The 16,664-nt window shown below is 40.9% G+C and carries 16 protein-coding genes; 8 read left to right on the top strand and 8 right to left on the bottom strand.

Annotation, left to right across the window (positions count from 1 at the left end; all coding sequences use genetic code 11):
• The coding region (locus DP73_RS23690) for a DNRLRE domain-containing protein (RefSeq protein WP_034600411.1) at positions 1–683 on the bottom strand (683 nt) is incomplete at its 3' end.
• A gap of 774 nt (positions 684–1,457) precedes the next feature.
• Here DP73_RS23690 and DP73_RS14370 point away from each other — a divergent pair.
• Genes DP73_RS14370 through DP73_RS14360 form a run of 3 tightly spaced genes read left to right on the top strand, consistent with a single transcriptional unit; the run spans position 1,458 to position 6,391 of the window.
• Positions 1,458–2,096 carry a TetR/AcrR family transcriptional regulator gene (locus DP73_RS14370; protein WP_034600410.1) on the top strand — a complete coding sequence of 213 codons (639 nt, stop codon included), beginning with the start codon at positions 1,458–1,460 and terminating at the stop codon, positions 2,094–2,096.
• Positions 2,097–2,110: 14 nt separating this feature from the next.
• A complete protein-coding gene (locus DP73_RS14365; RefSeq protein ID WP_034600409.1) occupies positions 2,111–3,277 on the top strand; it encodes an efflux RND transporter periplasmic adaptor subunit in 1,167 nt (388 codons plus the stop codon).
• A 12-nt stretch (positions 3,278–3,289) separates the two neighbouring features.
• A complete protein-coding gene (locus DP73_RS14360; RefSeq protein ID WP_034600408.1) occupies positions 3,290–6,391 on the top strand; it encodes an efflux RND transporter permease subunit in 3,102 nt (1,033 codons plus the stop codon).
• Positions 6,392–6,551: 160 nt separating this feature from the next.
• Here the strand turns inward: DP73_RS14360 and DP73_RS14355 are convergent, their stop codons facing one another.
• The 5 genes from DP73_RS14355 to DP73_RS14335 are packed head-to-tail and all read right to left on the bottom strand — an operon-like array spanning position 6,552 to position 8,977.
• The gene (locus DP73_RS14355; RefSeq protein ID WP_034600407.1) at positions 6,552–6,842 is read right to left on the bottom strand and encodes a spore coat protein; all 291 of its coding nucleotides are present in this window, start codon (positions 6,840–6,842) and stop codon (positions 6,552–6,554) included.
• 35 nt (positions 6,843–6,877) lie between these two features.
• Positions 6,878–7,123 (bottom strand): spore coat protein, encoded by a 246-nt coding sequence (locus tag DP73_RS14350; RefSeq protein WP_242865771.1) that lies wholly within the window; start codon positions 7,121–7,123, stop codon positions 6,878–6,880.
• A 58-nt stretch (positions 7,124–7,181) separates the two neighbouring features.
• Positions 7,182–8,327 (bottom strand): zinc-dependent alcohol dehydrogenase, encoded by a 1,146-nt coding sequence (locus tag DP73_RS14345; RefSeq protein ID WP_034600404.1) that lies wholly within the window; start codon positions 8,325–8,327, stop codon positions 7,182–7,184.
• Positions 8,328–8,347: 20 nt separating this feature from the next.
• Complete coding sequence (locus DP73_RS14340) at positions 8,348–8,752, bottom strand: spore coat protein (protein WP_242865770.1); 405 nt, start codon at positions 8,750–8,752, stop codon at positions 8,348–8,350.
• An 18-nt stretch (positions 8,753–8,770) separates the two neighbouring features.
• Positions 8,771–8,977, bottom strand: coding sequence for a hypothetical protein (locus tag DP73_RS14335; RefSeq protein ID WP_034600403.1), 207 nt, complete (start codon positions 8,975–8,977; stop codon positions 8,771–8,773).
• Between the two features lie 420 nt (positions 8,978–9,397).
• Here DP73_RS14335 and DP73_RS14330 point away from each other — a divergent pair, with 420 nt between their 5' ends.
• From DP73_RS14330 to DP73_RS14320, 3 genes are all read left to right on the top strand, one after another.
• Positions 9,398–10,600 (top strand): MFS transporter, encoded by a 1,203-nt coding sequence (locus DP73_RS14330; RefSeq protein WP_034600402.1) that lies wholly within the window; start codon positions 9,398–9,400, stop codon positions 10,598–10,600.
• Between the two features lie 122 nt (positions 10,601–10,722).
• A complete protein-coding gene (locus tag DP73_RS14325; protein ID WP_034600401.1) occupies positions 10,723–11,355 on the top strand; it encodes a corrinoid protein in 633 nt (210 codons plus the stop codon).
• Between the two features lie 28 nt (positions 11,356–11,383).
• A complete protein-coding gene (locus DP73_RS14320) occupies positions 11,384–12,361 on the top strand; it encodes a uroporphyrinogen decarboxylase family protein (RefSeq protein WP_034600399.1) in 978 nt (325 codons plus the stop codon).
• A 117-nt stretch (positions 12,362–12,478) separates the two neighbouring features.
• On the opposite strand, the gene DP73_RS14315 is transcribed toward DP73_RS14320, so the two are convergent.
• The gene (locus DP73_RS14315) at positions 12,479–13,621 is read right to left on the bottom strand and encodes an acyltransferase family protein (RefSeq protein ID WP_034600398.1); all 1,143 of its coding nucleotides are present in this window, start codon (positions 13,619–13,621) and stop codon (positions 12,479–12,481) included.
• Between the two features lie 232 nt (positions 13,622–13,853).
• Between DP73_RS14315 and DP73_RS14310 the strand changes: the two genes are divergently transcribed.
• On the top strand, positions 13,854–14,612 hold the full coding sequence (locus DP73_RS14310) for a Uma2 family endonuclease (RefSeq protein ID WP_034600397.1): 759 nt from the start codon (positions 13,854–13,856) through the stop codon (positions 14,610–14,612).
• Between the two features lie 183 nt (positions 14,613–14,795).
• Here DP73_RS14310 and DP73_RS14305 read toward each other — a convergent pair whose 3' ends face one another.
• Positions 14,796–15,419, bottom strand: coding sequence for a CatB-related O-acetyltransferase (locus DP73_RS14305; RefSeq protein ID WP_034600395.1), 624 nt, complete (start codon positions 15,417–15,419; stop codon positions 14,796–14,798).
• A gap of 678 nt (positions 15,420–16,097) precedes the next feature.
• Here DP73_RS14305 and DP73_RS14300 point away from each other — a divergent pair.
• Positions 16,098–16,568 (top strand): VOC family protein, encoded by a 471-nt coding sequence (locus DP73_RS14300; RefSeq protein WP_034600394.1) that lies wholly within the window; start codon positions 16,098–16,100, stop codon positions 16,566–16,568.
• Positions 16,569–16,664: the final 96 nt, after the last annotated feature.

Genomic DNA, 16,664 nt, shown 5'->3' with positions numbered 1-16,664 from the left:
GTAGCACCAGTAGCACCAGCATCGCCAGTAGCGCCAGTAACGCCAGTAGCGCCAGTAGCGCCAGTAACCCCAGTAGTACCAGTAGCACCAGCATCGCCGGTAGCACCAGTAGCACCGGCAGCGCCAGTGACTCCAGCACATGAGCTATAGTTTATTAGCAAATATGGCGGATTGACGTTATTAGTGCTTTCATACCCGATGATTGTATTTGGCTTACCTTCTTTTCCTATAAGTGTAATGCCAAAGTTCTCATTACACCCATTAATCCAGCCCTGTACTAAACCCGTTATATTGATAGATATATAAGTTCCTACATCGCTATCAATTACATTAAAGGAATAGGGGGTTATGACAGTATTTGGTGCCGTTTCCCAGGTTACAATGGCTTGGTTAAAATCATTTTCATTTTCGTATATTGTTACTGTTTGTGGCGAAAGCTCATTATCAGGCCTATCTTTTCTATTAATAAAAAGGTAAAGAATAGCACTGCATATTATACTCGAGCAAGGTAAATTAATGGGAAATTTGAGTAACGTTCTATAAGAATCTGGCTTACAGCGATTCGTGGTAGTTCTAAGATATTCTCCTGTAAACAATTGATTGATAGCCCCAAAATTTGTATTATGATAATATTGTGAGATATACACACTATCAGTCGGAGGAATAATAATAGATGACGCCATATAATTCTTCCTTTCTTTAAGTTTCTATTTGATAAAGATGTTAACGATTTCTGAGAATCGTCCGTCATTATATACATTCAAATAAAAGAGAGCATAGTAGATTCAGTTTATGATCAATTGGAATAGTTAAGTTGAGACTCAAATGCTAAGAAATATAAAATAAGAAATCTAGCCTAAAGCCAATATATTCCATTAACAACGAGAGTGTTACGTATTGAACTATGCTGCCGAAGGCGAAAACTACGAGTGGACAGATATGACATCCACAAAGCTTTTTCGAGGTGAGAAACGAAAATTATTAAGACAGTTGCGAAATTGGCCGGAAGGAGGTGGATAAGACGAAAGGAAAAGCTCATATGCTATTAATTATAGTTTTCATCGTTTTTTCTTTCTTTCCAACGCTTGCATACGCCAATTCTGCCGAACCGCCTGAGGTTATTTGATCACTTTTTTGCCAATTTAGATTATCATCGATTCTTCTGTTGCTAACCTATAGCAATTATGGCGTTGATCCTAAATTTCATAGTAGGTGTTAACTAAATAGTGGCCTGTAAAGAACAGGGTTCGGCGTATCTAAGCTGAACCCTGTTCTTTACTTAAAATAAGGATGTCCAACCCATTTGTCTTAATAGGATGAGGACTGATGTACTCCCAGGAGCTTAAAGGGTTTGTAATAAAATTAATGATTGATCTCATAACATTAAAGGAGTATTATGTGGTTAGAATTTCCAAAAATTGACCGAACGGTCGGACAATAATTAAATGGAGGTTAATATGGCAAGGTTGAAAGACAAAGAGGAAACCATTCTAAATGCAGCATTTGAAGTGTTTAGAAAGAACGGTTTTACAAATGCCAGCATGAAGGATATCGCAGCAGAAGCGGGACTTGGGAAAGGTACCCTATATGAATACTTTCAGAACAAGGAAGATCTGTTTATACAGGTGGCCAAGGCTGAAACTAATCATTTCTTTGCTGAAATTAACCGAAGGATCAGCGATAAACTTTCCCTGCGGGAAATATTAAATGAAATTATTAAGTTTACCCAGGAAACCTTGGAAGAGACGGAGTTTTTCTTCAAATTTATGGTGTTCGGTAAATTTTTTGAAATGAACTGCGAGGTGAAGCAAAAGTTATATGAAATGATTTTAAGTAGTAGAGAGGAATCGGTGAACATATTAAGGGGAAAATTTGAGAAGGGAGTAGCAGATGGAATTCTAAGAGAATTCGATTGGGAATTTGCGGCGAATTTTATTCCTGAAATGATCGGAGCTTATTGTAACTTTAAAGCCCACATTATGGGTTATTGCTGGACTCAGCTGCAGAAAGATATTGATAGAGAAAAAATGATTGATTTTATCCTGAATGGAATAGCAGCAAAAACAAACTCAGAATCGGACACTTGTGCAGTCTAAGGAGGGGTGAAGGTGTGAGTAAAAAGAGAATAATCTTATTAGTAATTATCGTTATTATTTTTATTGGTGGAGTTGCACTGTTTAACCGATACGGAGCTCAATCAATCTTTGCAGCCAAAGATAATGAAAGTGTGGAAGCTGATATAGCCAAAAAGGTGGCAGTGGAAGTAATCAGTCCAAAAGTAGCAACTGAAAGCGAAGGGTTGTACTATAAAGCAACCTTGGAAGCTGATCAAGAAGGAATTGTAAGTTCAAAGAACAGCGGAAAGGTTATCAGTATTTTATTTGATGACGGAAAGCAGGTCACTCAAGGTGAGCCGCTAATAATCTTAGATAATCAGGATATTATGAATCAGATAAAGTCTGCGGAAAGCCAGTTAGAGGTATCTAAAGCTTCTCTGCAAAAGACAGAAGCTAGTTTGGAAAATACTCAGCGATCCTACGATCGGACTAAAACCTTAGCCGAACAAGGGGTTGTTGCCCAGGCTGAACTGGAAAACGCAGAAACTTCTCTGAAAATGATTAAGGCAGACGTTGCTTCAAGTCAAGCGGCTATTCAAGCAACCCAGACCACTATCGATAATCTTAAATCTACCTTAGCCGATATGACTATCCTGGCTCCAATTTCCGGAATCATGGACGGAAAAAATGTCAGTATAGGGCAGTTCCTCTCGCCGGGAAACGTTCTGGGAAAGGTTAAAGATATTTCATGGATCGATGCTGTTATCGAGATAGACCAAGCTCTGATTAAGACGATAAAAACCGGGCAAAAGGCTAAGGTTAAGCTAAGTGAAGATGATTCGCAAACCTATGAAGGTGTGGTGAAAAGCATTACTCCCTCTGCCGATCCATCCTCAAGATCCTTCAAGGTGAAGGTACAATTAAATAATGAAACCATGTCCTTAAAGCCTGGGGTATTTGCTAAGGTAAGGCTGATAGATGAGGCTGATGAGAAAGTCCAAAACTTCCTTATACCTGTAGGGTTAATAACCGGGAGCGAAGGCAATTATTTCGTGTACATAAATGATAACGGGATTGTGAAAAAACGGGCAGTAACGGTTGGGAATTTGGTAAACAATCAGGCAGAGATCAAATCGGGCCTTCAAGGAAATGAATCCATAATCTCGACAAACCTCAATATGCTTCAAGAGGGTGATGAGATTACGGTGGGTTCAGAATAGGGGGACTAAGGTATGTTTATAGCCAATATCAGTATAAAACGGCCTGTATTTATTACCGTTATCATCATTGTATTCCTGGTTGTCGGAATGCTTTGCTTTCGAGGTCTAAGTATTAATGATATGCCACAAGCAGACTTTCCCTATGTAACAGTGGCCATTGAACAGCATGGAGTTGCACCTGACCAGATGGAAACTAATGTGGCCAAGAAAGTTGAAGAAGCCATAGGACAAATTTCTGGTGTAAAGCATATATACACAAATATTAGTGAGGGTGTATGCAACGTAATCGTTGAATTTGATCTGGCAAAATCCCCGGATGTTGCCGCCCAGGAAGTGCGGGACAAGGTCAGTTCCATAAGGAAAAGCCTCCCTAATGATATAGATGAGCCGATTATTGCCAAATATGATTTCTCAGCAACCCCTATCTTATCACTGGCAGTAAGCGGTACAATGGATAACCGTGTCATAACTAAGATTGTTGATGATGTCATTACCAAGAGTCTCTACACTGTAAGCGGAGTAGGCTCAGTTAAGGTATATGGAAAAGAGGAAAGGGAGATAAAGATCAAGCTGGATCTTGAGAAGCTAGCCGAATATGGTCTGGCTCCAGCGGAGATGGTCAGCGCAGTCCAGAATGGCAACATGGAAAGACCTGGGGGGAAGGTTACGGATGGGCAAACTGAAATATCCCTGCGGACGGATAATAAGGTTAAGAATCTGGAGGATTTCTACAATATCACCGTGGGAGTACGCTCAGGACGTGAGATTAAGGTTCGTGATGTAGCGACGGTAGCGGACGGAATTAAAGATAAGGACAGTATTTCTTATTACGATGGTAAAGAGGCCATCGGGGTGGATATTATCAAACAGTCTGGTTCGAATACGGTGCTTGTCTCGGATAATGTAAAGAAACAATTAGACTTAATCAAAGGAACTCTCCCTAAAGGAATAACTGTCGATGTTGTGGCGGATAATTCTGTCTCGATACGTGATTCCGTCGACGAAGTCGTAAAAACGATTCTTGAAGGATGTATCCTGGCAATCATTATCGTGTTTATTTTCTTAAGGGAATGGGAAAGTACCTTGATCAGTGGAATTTCCTTACCAACATCGATTGTTACAACCTTTATTGCCATGAAGGTCATGGATTTTTCTCTGAACACCATGTCGCTGATGGCCCTGTCTCTAGCCGTAGGCTTGCTGATTGACGATGCTATTGTCGTGATCGAGAATATTGTCCGACATCTACATATGGGCAAGCCGCCCATGCAAGCGGCTAGAGAGGCTACTTCAGAAATTGGGTTAGCGGTAATGGCAACAACCTTTGCAGTGGTTGCGGTTTTTGTTCCTATCGCCATGGTTTCGGGGATTATCGGCAAGTATTTTGTGGAATTCGGACTTACCGTAGCCTTTAGTATGCTGGTATCCTTATTTATATCCTTCACTTTAGTGCCGATGATGTCTTCCAGATTGTTAAAGTCTGAGAGAAAGACGAAGAAAACCTTTGTAGGACATTTTCTGGACTGGTTTAATGACAAATTTGATTTATTGGGAACAAGCTATTCTAAATTTCTAAAGGTAGTTCTCAATCACCGCCTTATCACCCTAATCTTTACGATTGGAATTTTTGTTGCCAGCATGAAGTTGATTCCTCTGTTGGGCTTCAGCTTTATTCCAGCTACGGATGCAGGGGGAATAAATATCAGCGTGAGTACGGACTCTGGTTTGACACTGCAGGCGGTCGGGGACAAAGCTAAGGAAATCGAAGAAAAACTTAAAAAGTATCCTGAAGTTACTCATGTCTATACGACGGTCAGTTCGGATAAAATTTCAGTCTATGCTAAATTAACGGAGAAACAGGAGCGAGAAAAAGCGGCTAAACAGATTGCATCAGAAGTCAGGGAGGACTTAAAAGGAATCACTGGAATAGAAATGGCTGTAAAAGCAAGTTCATTAGGCCCCAACGAAGGTAAGGATGTCTCCTTTATTATCCTGGGGAACAACACGGAAGCAATGCAAGCTGTAGCCCTAAAAGGGAAAAAAATGCTCAGTCAGGATCCTCATGCCAAAGATGTAGAACTAGATCTCAAAACAGGGAAAACTGAAACTAAACTAGAGGTGGACAGAGATAAGGTTTCAGATCTAGGTGTTGATGTGGCCCTGGCGGCCACGACAATACAGGCCCTTTTTGACGGAATAGATGCGGGCAAATTTGAGTGGGCAGGGGATCGGTATAATGTAAGGGTATCCTTGAAAGATGATCAGCGGAGGAGCTTAGACAATCTAAATGGTATTTATGTTAACGGCTCAGTTAACGGTTCAAATGATCGAATGATCCCCCTGGCTAATGTTACTAAGAAAGTTCTTTCTACTTCATATGCAACTATCCATAGGTATGACAGATTGACCCAGATTGAGCTTTCCGCAAACGTCGAAGGAATACCCACGGGGGACTTTTTAAACATGTATACGAACAAGCTCACTAAAGAGCTGGACATTCCGGAGGGAGTTATTGTAAAGGTTGGAGGAATGAACGAGACGATGCAGGAAGGCTTCGCCAGCCTTGTAACTGCGCTCTTAATGGGGATATTGTTTATGTTCTTGGTGATGGCTATGCAGTTTGAAAGCTTTTTAGATCCTATTGCTATTATGTTCTCTTTGCCAATGGCCCTGATCGGTGCTGTTCTGGGACTGTATATTGCCGGAAGTGAGCTGAGTATCTTGTCCCTGATTGGGATCATCCTCTTGATGGGACTGGTGGCTAAAAACGGTATTCTGCTAATTGACTTTACCAAGCAGAAGATGAATGAAGGATTTGAAGTAAAAGCGGCTTTGATTGAAGCAGGTTCCGTCCGCTTAAGACCTATTCTCATGACAACTCTGGCTATGATCTTCGGTATGATCCCCGTTGCCATTGGCACAGGATCAGGTGCTGAGATGCGTGCGCCCATGGGGCATGCAGTTATTGGCGGTTTGATCACTTCAACATTATTAACACTTTTTGTTGTTCCGGTGGTCTATTCTTTTCTGGACGATATGAAGAAGAAGCTCAGCAGGAAGAGCAAAAATACTGTATCAATAGTTTATCAAACGAATAATGACATTTATCCTTGAACAAAATTTATGATCAAAAATCCATGTTAAGATGCACCCCCTTTTTGGGGGTGCATTTAAAATGACCGGAAAAAGCCAAAGCGAAACCAACAGATAAAGTAGAGGATTCAGAGTACAAAACAGGGCTGGGATATAGTAATTATCACGGATTTCCATTTGCTTACTGGATATCTAACACGGTATCGGCTGCCTTTGCATCAACGATTAATTGCTCTTGAGGGTTATTAGCGTGGTAATAACCCTTTTTCGTCATATAATTGAATATTTTTTCATGAGTATCGATAGCAACATCCAAATGTCTGTGAAGAACCTCCCTTACTTCCGGTGTTGCGGTTTCAGAGATTGCCACGGCATAATTCCTAACACCTGCCTTAGCAGAAATTAAAAAGTCTGTGGCAATTACCTGCTCAGTCATATCTCCCATACCTGCTAAATTTTGTAGAAGTCCCATAGTTTGTCCACCTTCTTTCTTGTATTGTTTTAGGTTTAATGGTTGTTAGGGAGCTGATTTTCATCCCAGAGCTCTGATGATTGGATTAAGTCTTTTAGTTCTGCTATATGTTCTTGTGAAGTGGTAAAGTCTTGCTGCAAGAGGGTAGATAATTCTTCGTCTGTAACTAATCCGGCCATTGCTGATGCTTTTGTAGCACATATATTTTTAAATGATACGATTTCATGAAGCTCAAAGGTCTCATGGGGTGATATTCTTTTTCCTTCTAGCAATTTTTTCACCTCTTTATAAGTTTAACGAAAATATAGTCTTATCTTACATAAAGACAATAATGATGCTTTAGTGTAGTCCCGGATGAAGTACAACTTTTATGCAATCATCTGTTTTGGTATCAAAAACTTCGTAGCCATGCTTTGCTTGATCCAAGGGTAATCTATGGGTAATGATATCACTGGGATCAAACTTTTTATCGGCAAGGAGCTGATAAAGACGTGGCATATAAGGAATGACAGGAGCTTGCCCCAATCTCAAATTAATATTGCGATTCATCAAATCTCCCAGTGGGAAACCGTTATACCTGGAACCATAGATTCCGGTTACTTGAATCATTCCTCCTTTGCGAACTGCCTGACTTGCCATAACTAAACTACCTAAAGCTCCTCCTTGAAGCTTCAAACCGGAGGCCAGGAATTCAAGGGGTGTCATCTTGCCATCCATGCCGACACAGTCAATCACAATATCTGCGCCACCTTGGGTCATTTCATATAGATAGTCTCCCGTATTGTCATATTGCTCAAAATTGACAGTCTCCACGTTGTTATACCGGTTGGCATGAGTTAAGCGGTAATCTATGTAATCAACGGCAATAACTCTTTTAGCCCCCATAAGCCAACAGAATTTTTGGGCCAAAAGCCCCACCGGCCCGCATCCTAAGACAATTACGGTATCCCCGTTTTTGACCCCTGCGTTTTCTACACTCCAATAAGCAGTTGACATGGCATCAGACAGTAACACTAGTTTTTCATCTTCTACCTCACTGTCCTCTGGGATTTTAAAGGGGGCAAAGTTTCCATAAGGGACTCTCATATATTCGGCTTGGCCTCCGGGGTACCCGCCGGCAGTTTCGGAATACCCAAAAAAGGCTCCCATATTCCCATGAGGGTTTGAGTTATCGCATTGACTTGTTAGATCGTGTTTGCAAAAAAAGCATTCCCCACAACTGACATTAAAGGGAATGATGACTCGATCTCCCTTCTTGAGCTTGGTTACTTCCGGGCCTACTTCCTCAACAACACCCATGGGCTCATGTCCGATAATATAGTTTTTAGGGAGGTTTGGGATCATATCATGAATCAGGTGTAAGTCTGAGCCGCAGATCGCGGTAGAAGTAATCTTTACGATGATATCGTCCGGTTTATGAATTGTGGGATCTGGAACATCCTTAACCTCGACATTTTTAATACCTTGAAAGGTTACAGCCTTCATTAGTTTGTTTACCTCCTAACTTAATAGTTTGGGGTTGCAAATGTACCTAGCCTGCTTGTATTACCGGGAAAGAGCTGCATATTGGAGATTTGAACTGCCGCCTGAGCGGACACCAGGTCTAATTTGAATTGTTCAGCTACGTGGTATGGGTGAAACCACCCTTTGTTCATCATAAGTTCTGAAATTTGAGCGTGGAGGTCAATTTGAGCGTTTAACATATTGTGTATTTCTTTTCTTGCCTCCGGATCTGCGATTTCAGTTAAGGCAGTGGCACAATTTTTTATTCCACTTTTTGCATTCAGTAGGAAATTAAGAGCAATGGTTGAATCCACAAGCCCGGGCATTCCTTCCGAGTTTTGAATTTCCAAATAATCGTTATTCATAGGTCCTTTGAGAGCGTTAATGGGTTTCTTTTCATAACTCATCGCTGGATTCCCCTCCAATCATTGTGGTTGAGTTTTGATTACTAGTCCTTGTAAGACAGTTATTGCTTGCCTAGATTGTTGGACATCTTTTTCAAGTAATGCTTTTAAATCTTGATCAAAGACTACTCCTTGTGCCATTTTTGAGGTAGTCATACAGATAGTCTTGAAATTTAGAAGTTCATGTAGTTCCATAGTTTCGTGCAACGTTGAATTTAGTTGGGGCATGATAATCACCTCCAATTTTTTCAAATCGAATATATTTTCACCAAATCAACTGGACTTATGTGTAGGATAAAGTTGCCCTTCTTATAAGTTAGTCAAATTAGCCATGAGCCAGATAGAAAAAGACTTCCTTTGCAGGAGGTCTTTTTTTAGTAGGGACTTAAGTTCAGATTTTTCCCAAAGAATTTTTTGAAAATTTATTTAACTGGCTACTGTAAGTGGTTGAAAAAGCTTCTTTTTCGTATTATTATGAATATACAGATATATATACATCTGTATGTATATACAAATTTCATTCATACAGATGGATTATATTCAAAAGAGGGGAGCGATGTTTAAATAGTAAACCGATTGGCCTAAACTGCACCAATGAAAATCAAGGACTTATGAATACAAAAATAGTTGTATAGAAAGGAAGATATTATGAGCGAGAAAAGACAGTCTTTAGTATTATTGGCCATCTTCTCCTTTGGTTTTCTAGCTATGGGTATCGGTACTATTACCCCAGCCATAGCGACGATTGGCGGAGCATTCCCCGCCATAAGTTTTAGTACCCTGTTGCTTGTATCCACGATTCCTTCTCTTATATCCATTCCAGTATCAATCCTAGGAGGCAGTGTTGCCGGTAAATCTGTGAAATATAGGACATTAGCGCTCTTTGCAACCTTGGTATTCAGCATTGCAGGAGCAATTCCTTATTATTTGCAAGATTTTAACCAAATCTTGTTGGCTAGAGGTCTTTTTGGCTTGGGACTTGGTCTTATTATGCCTCTGAACAGTGCTTTGATTTTCAATCTTGTACCAGAAGATAAGCAGGCCGGTGTCATGGGAATCAATAGCGTTGTCATGAACATCGGGGGAATTGTGCTCCAATTGCTGGGCGGTGTTCTGGCTTCAATTGGCTGGAATTATAGCTTCTTAGCCCATGCTCTTGGTATAATTACATTTATAATAGTATTGGTTTTCCTGCCGGAACCTCAAAAGCAAGAAATGCCTGCAGGTACTGATGGTGTGGCAAGGGAAAAACTTAAAATGCCCGGCTCAGTTTTTGGCTGGAGCTTATTATTTGGAATAGTTACAATTTTAGATTATCCATCTCTGACCAATATGTCTTCGGTACTTTTGACCATCAAAGCTAATGCTGCAGTTGCCGGAGTAGTTCTAATGTTTATGACTGTAGGAGGAATGGCGGCGGGAGCAATATTCGGCAAAGTGTTTCAAAAATTTGGCCGTCAGACCCTTAGTATAGGACTTGTCTTTTTTATAGTTTCCCAAGTGATTTTTTCTTTCAGTCAAAGCGTAACGTTGTTTATAATCGGGGAAGCGTGTTTGGGTGTTGGACTGACCCTAAGCATGTCATCAATTTATATGCTCGCAGGTGCCTCAGTTCATCCCAGTCAGACTCCCATGGCCATGTCTATAATTGTGTCAGGAATGAATTTGGGCGGATTTCTTTCCGGATATTTTTATGCAGCCATCATGGAACCACTGCATATTACTACCTTGAGATTTCAATACTATTTCGGGACAGGTGGATATTTAGCTATCTTAGTATTCTTCTTAATCTTATTTGCAGTCAAAAAACCCCTACCTCTGGAAGCAGGAAGGCAAACCCCTGCCCAATAAATTAAAGGTGAAATAAATTCTTACTGTGATCTTCGCTAAGCTAGTTAACATAGTGAACTCTAAGATATAATGTTTTTACTCTCATGATAATGCAAAATTGACAATCAAGGAGGAATTTTATAATGTCTAAGATTAATGAAGTAAAAGCGATGGTAGAGGCAGGAAAAGCTAAACTCGTACCAGGACTGGTACAGGAGGCTTTGGCTGAAGGAAATGCTGCCAAAGATATTCTGCAAGGAATGGTTGACTCTATGCGTGTTGTCGGTGATCTGTTTTCGGCTGGAGAATTATTCGTGCCTGAAATGTTGATGGCCGCTAAAGCTATGTCTAAGGGTGTGGAAGTGCTAAAGCCGCTGTTTGCGGATCAAAGTACTTCATCTTTAGGGACATGCATTATCGGAACAGTTGAAGGTGATCTCCATGACATCGGCAAAAATCTCGTTTCCATGATGATCGGAAGTGCCGGATTTGACATGGTCGACCTGGGCGTAGATGTAACACCAGCGAAATTTGTAGAGGCAGTTAAAGACAATGAGAACGTTAAAATAGTGGCCTGTTCCGGACTTTTAACAACAACTATGACCAAAATGCAGGAAACCGTTCAAGCCCTAAAAGCCAGCGGACTCACAGGCTTCAAGGTTATTGTCGGCGGTGCGCCTGTATCAGCAGAATATGCAGCTTCAATCGGGGCAGACGGTTTTGCTCCCGATGCAGGCAGTGCGGCTGTTAAAGCGGTTGAACTAGCCAAGAATTAAATAAGCAGCTACTTAAGGAGGAAGATTTATGCTGACTAAGAAACAAAACCTATTGGAGACGATTAAAGGCGGAAATCCCGATCGGTTTGTCAAGCAATATGAGTTTATGCACTTTATAATGGAAGCACCCGGTGGCAGATTTCCTCAACCGGGGGAAACCATTAAAAATGATTGGGGTATAACTTTCAAATGGCCCGAAGGTCAACTTGGCGGTTTCCCTGTCCATGATGATGAACACAAAGTTTTGAAAGATATTACCGAGTGGAAAAAATACGTCAAGGCCCCGGTTATTCCGACGTCCGAGGAAGCTTGGGCTGCGGCTATCGCCCATGCCAATACTGTTGATCGTAATGAGGAATTTGTAACCTTGTTTGTTGCCCCGGGAGTATTTGAAATGACCCATCATCTGATGAGCATGGAAGATGCTTTGATGGCTTTATATGAGGAGCCGGAAGCTATGCATGAGCTCATTGATTACCTTACTGAACATGAGTTGGCTTATGCCAAAGCCTTGATTGATCATATCCATCCGGATTGCATATTCCATCACGACGATTGGGGCAGCCAAAAATCTTCCTTCATTTCTCCCGCTATGTTCGAAGAGTTCTTTCTCCCGGCTTACAAGAAAATATACGCTTTTTATAAAGCGAATGGGGTGGAGCTGATCGTGCACCACAGTGATTCCTATGCCGCTAACCTGGTTCCCTTTATGATCGAGATGGGAGTGGATATCTGGCAAGGAGTCATGACCACGAACAACACCCCGGAACTTGTCAAGCAATACGGCAGTCAAATCAGCTTTATGGGGGATATCGACAGCGGTGTCGTTGATTTTCCCGGCTGGACCCCGGAGATAGTTGCCAAAGAGGTAGAGCGGGCCTGCAGGAATTGCGGAAAGTTATACTTTATTCCTTGTTTAACCCAGGGCGGGAATTGGAGTTCATTCCCGGGAGTATATGACTCTACCAATGAAGCGATTGAGAAAATGACTAAAGAAATGTTCTAAACAGAAGATTTTTGGGGAGAGTACGGTAGTCCTCCGGAACAAACAAAGGGGTTCAGCGTAAAAAGGCTGAACCCCTTTGTTTCTTAATATCAGGTTTTGACACTGGAGATTATAACCTTACATTACTTTTTTTAACAAGGGAATTCGTCTCACAATAAAATAGGTAAAGGCAAAGCAAATCGGTGGGCAAATCAGACAAAGTAGCGAAAATTTAAGAATAGGCAGCCAGGCCAGTGGTTTAATTAATTGTGCTGCGGCAATTATAATTGGGGGATGAAAGACGTAGACTGCAAAGGAATTATCCGCTAAAATTTTAACCAGCTTAGTTTGGTGATTGAATTTTTCCTTAAAGAGGGTAAGTAGTCCGATTGACATAGAAACTGCTACAAAAGACTCCCATAAAGCGTAGGCTGTCGCCTGCCAGGAAAGTCCGCCGTTAAAACTTTGATCGCCATGAATTGCGCCGCCAAGAATCATGATTGCGAGCCAGACGACAGTTCCGGGTATTAGTCCGGAAAATAACCAGATTTTCCCGGACTTAGGATCAAGCTTGGAGAAAAGATTATTTCTGTAGGCCAGCATACCCACGATAAAAAGAATCACATACTGAGAGAAATGGCAAAGCTGCATTCCTAAGATACTTGTTCCAATGGGTTGTATCAATCTGATCAGAAAGGCACAAAGGGATATGATTAAAATCAGAATAATTTCGTGCTTGAATTCAGGTTTTAATTCTTCTTTAGAAGTGTTTTGACCTTTCCCAGAAACACGGACAAGACCATAAATTACCGAGAATATTAAGAGGGCAAAGGCAAACCACATCGGCCCGGAATTTCTGATAAATTGTAGGCTGCCTAGGTAATCAATGTAATAGGAAGTAAAACTCGGTTTTGGTCTGGCCCAATTGAGATCAAGTTGGACATATAAAATAAAGGGAGTTATCGCCAGCATATAGATGAGTGTTGGAATGCCAAGACGGATGAAACGATCTCGGATAAATTTAGAAAATCCTTTTCGATCATAAGCCCCGGGAATAAAAAAACCAGAAAGCAAAAATAAAAGACCCATGAAGTATCCCTGGGTAAATGATTGATAAAAGCCAAATATAACTGTTGAAATTAGTCCTACGGGCTTTCCCTCGGTTACATACCAGCTACCAAAGCCACTGTAAGTTCCTGAGAGATGCATGATAATGACTAGCATTATCACTAATAAGCGCAAGTTATCAATATATAGAAACCGCTTCCCAGTCGCCTCCATTCTAGAACCTCCTTTTTTATCTTGTAATATTCTTCACTATCGAGTCTAACATTCCTTGACAGAATTTTCACTTCTTAAGTTATTATAGGCACATACGGGCTAAAAGGCAATTTCAAATCTCGTTAAGTTCAATTTTTAGTAACCAATAATCCGGTTTACTCCTCAATGGTTAGGAGTTATGTTTGATTGACTAGACTTGTGTTTAATTGTATGATGGTGCTGAGGTGATCTCATGGAAAAATTGTTCACGGCTCAAGAATTGGCGGAGATTCTTAATCTCTCGGTAGAAACGGTCTGGAGATATACCCGGCAAAAAAAGATTCCCACTATTGAACTGGGCGAGAAACAATACCGCTATGACAAAGCCGCTGTACTGGCTGCGTTGGCTGGAGGGAATCCGTCTGTTCAAGAAGACGGTTCGGTGTACGCCAAGCAGGGTAACTATACTTATGATGATTATTTGCAGCTTCCGGAAGAACCAGGCTGCCGTTTTGAGATCATGGAAGGATTTCTGGTCAAAGAACCATCACCTTCGTTGCAACATCAGCGATTATCACGAGAGCTGGGACGCCGGTTGATGACGTTCTTTGAGGAATATGATCCGGAGGGTGAACTCTTTTTTGCTCCCTTGGATGTCACTTTGAGCAACAGTAATGTAGTACAGCCGGATATACTATTTATCTCCGGAGCCCGCAGGGAGATTATGCGCCAGCAACGGATCGACGGTGCTTGCGATTTGGTGGTGGAAATTATGTCCCCGACAAATCGCCGGAAAGATCGCTTACAGAAGATGGAGATTTATCGCAAGGCAGGGATCCCTCACTACTGGATTGTGGATCCCGAGGAAAACACCTTGGAAACGTTTAGATTTAATGATGGAAGTTATACTCTGGTCTTTGCCGGGGGACCGGGGGATGAATTCACCCATCCTGATTTTCCGGGTTTGGACTTGGATCTGGACAGGGTATTTTTTCGACCCGTTGGGGGGTGAATTTTATTGAATTCGAGAAAGTACCAAAGTAATGCCTCATGGGGGAAGGTTAGGCAAAAAAGGCATGGAAAGCACGGATCTTGAAATCATTAATATCATGCTTGACAAGTCGAGATGGCGCGGAGCTCGTACGCATAGAAGCGCTCTGTTTCAGAGCGCTTCTTAAGCTAGTTTAAGCTAATCTTACAATGCCTTGAGATTTCCACTCATGATATCACTTAAATGCTTTTGGATCTTATCGTAAGGCCAATCCCACCACTGTAAACGCAGTAAGGTTTCAACTATTTCTGAATCAAATCTTTTTCTGATTTCTTTTGCAGGAATTCCGCCAACTACTGTATAAGGAGGGACATCCTTAGTAACAACTGCTCTGGTTCCGATAATTGAACCGTTACCAATATGCACTCCCTGCATAATGATGGCCTCGTAACCGATCCAGACATCATTATCAATTATGATATCACCTTTGTTATCCCATGCATCCGTAACATTCTTCCATTCTAATCCCCACTCACTGGCGAAGATAGGAAACGGAAAGGTGGAAAGCGAATTTTGCGCATGATTAGCACTAGTAAAAATAAACTTAGCACCGCAAGCAATGGAACAAAATTTACCAATAACTAATTTTTCCTGATTTACAGAGTAATGATAAAGAACATTGTTTTTTTCAAATTGTGTAGGGTCGTTGACATAATCATTATAAAATGTGTAATCGCCTACAAGAATATTAGGATCTTTAACCACATTTTTTAAATAAACGGATTCATGGTCATTTCTTGGATATATTTTGTTTTCCGGAACAGTCATAGTAATTCTCCTTATTCTAAAGATATGATTTGTTGACTATTCCGGCGTTGACAATGCATAGTTTCATATAAACCACCGCCTTATTCAAAATGTTAAAAGCACCTGTCATTTCTGAGAAATGATTGGGTTAACAGAGCTGTCATGTCCTAAATGCGGATTTATATGATACATCGAAACTATGCACAAAGATTTGCTGAAGCTGACACAGAAGATATGTTCTTTTATTTTTTCCCAATGGTCAAGGTGATTGTACAAATCTTGTGAGCCAATGTGTCTGGGCTGCTTACGGAGGATATGCAACTCAAAGAAAGACTATACGCCCAAAAAAGAAGCACATGGAAATCTCTTCTGAAGATGGCGATTAATAAGCCTTTTCCCGATACATTTGTATGAAAGCCCCCGACAGCAAGTCTCGCTATTTCTTTCTCTCTGCTTGTCAACCCTGTCCTGTATTCTGAGAAATATCTTTTTAAATCTGATCTGATCCAAGGATTGGTTAATATTTTACATTATCTTGCCTTAAAACGATAACAGGTTTGATAAATAAATGTGAGCAATTTTGCATAAACGCATGGAAAAGCAAGTTGTTTCGGACTCCTTGTTGTTGGCAACCGAAATGGTTTCTGATCTATGATGGAACGGAGATATAATACAATTTCCTAAAAGGAGGAATGAGAAATGAAATTTGAAGGTTGTCTTTTAGCGGTAAAGGATATATCCGCTTCTAAGCATTTTTATGAAAAGGTGCTTCATCAAAACGCTGTAATGGATATTGGCGTACATGTAACCTTTGAGGGCTTTTCTCTGCAACAGGGATATGCCGAACTCGTTGGTGTAACAGTCGATAGTGTGAAAGAACAGTCTCACAATTTTCAGCTCTACTTTGAAGTAGAAGATTTAGACAAAGTGTATGCCGAAATGAAAAGCATATCCGGCTTACTATGGGTACATGAAATAAAAGAGTACCCGTGGGGGCAGCGTGACATTCGAGTATACGACCCGGACAATCATATTGTTGAGATTGCAGAGGATATGAATATGGTTATCAAACGCTTTTTGAATCAGGGCATGTCGGCGGAAAAAGTTGCCAAGCGCACAATGTTTCCCATTGAAGTCGTAAAACAGTATGCGTCGTGCTTTGATATATGACACATGGCGGCTTGGTAAACCAAAGCCGCTATTTTACTTTGAACATATAGTATGCTTATTATAACAAAATGGGTATTGATACTTATTGTGACATCA

The sequence above is a fragment of the Desulfosporosinus sp. HMP52 genome (assembly GCF_000765145.1).
GTDB lineage: Bacteria > Bacillota > Desulfitobacteriia > Desulfitobacteriales > Desulfitobacteriaceae > Desulfosporosinus.
This window is presented reverse-complemented; position numbering and strand designations above follow the sequence as displayed.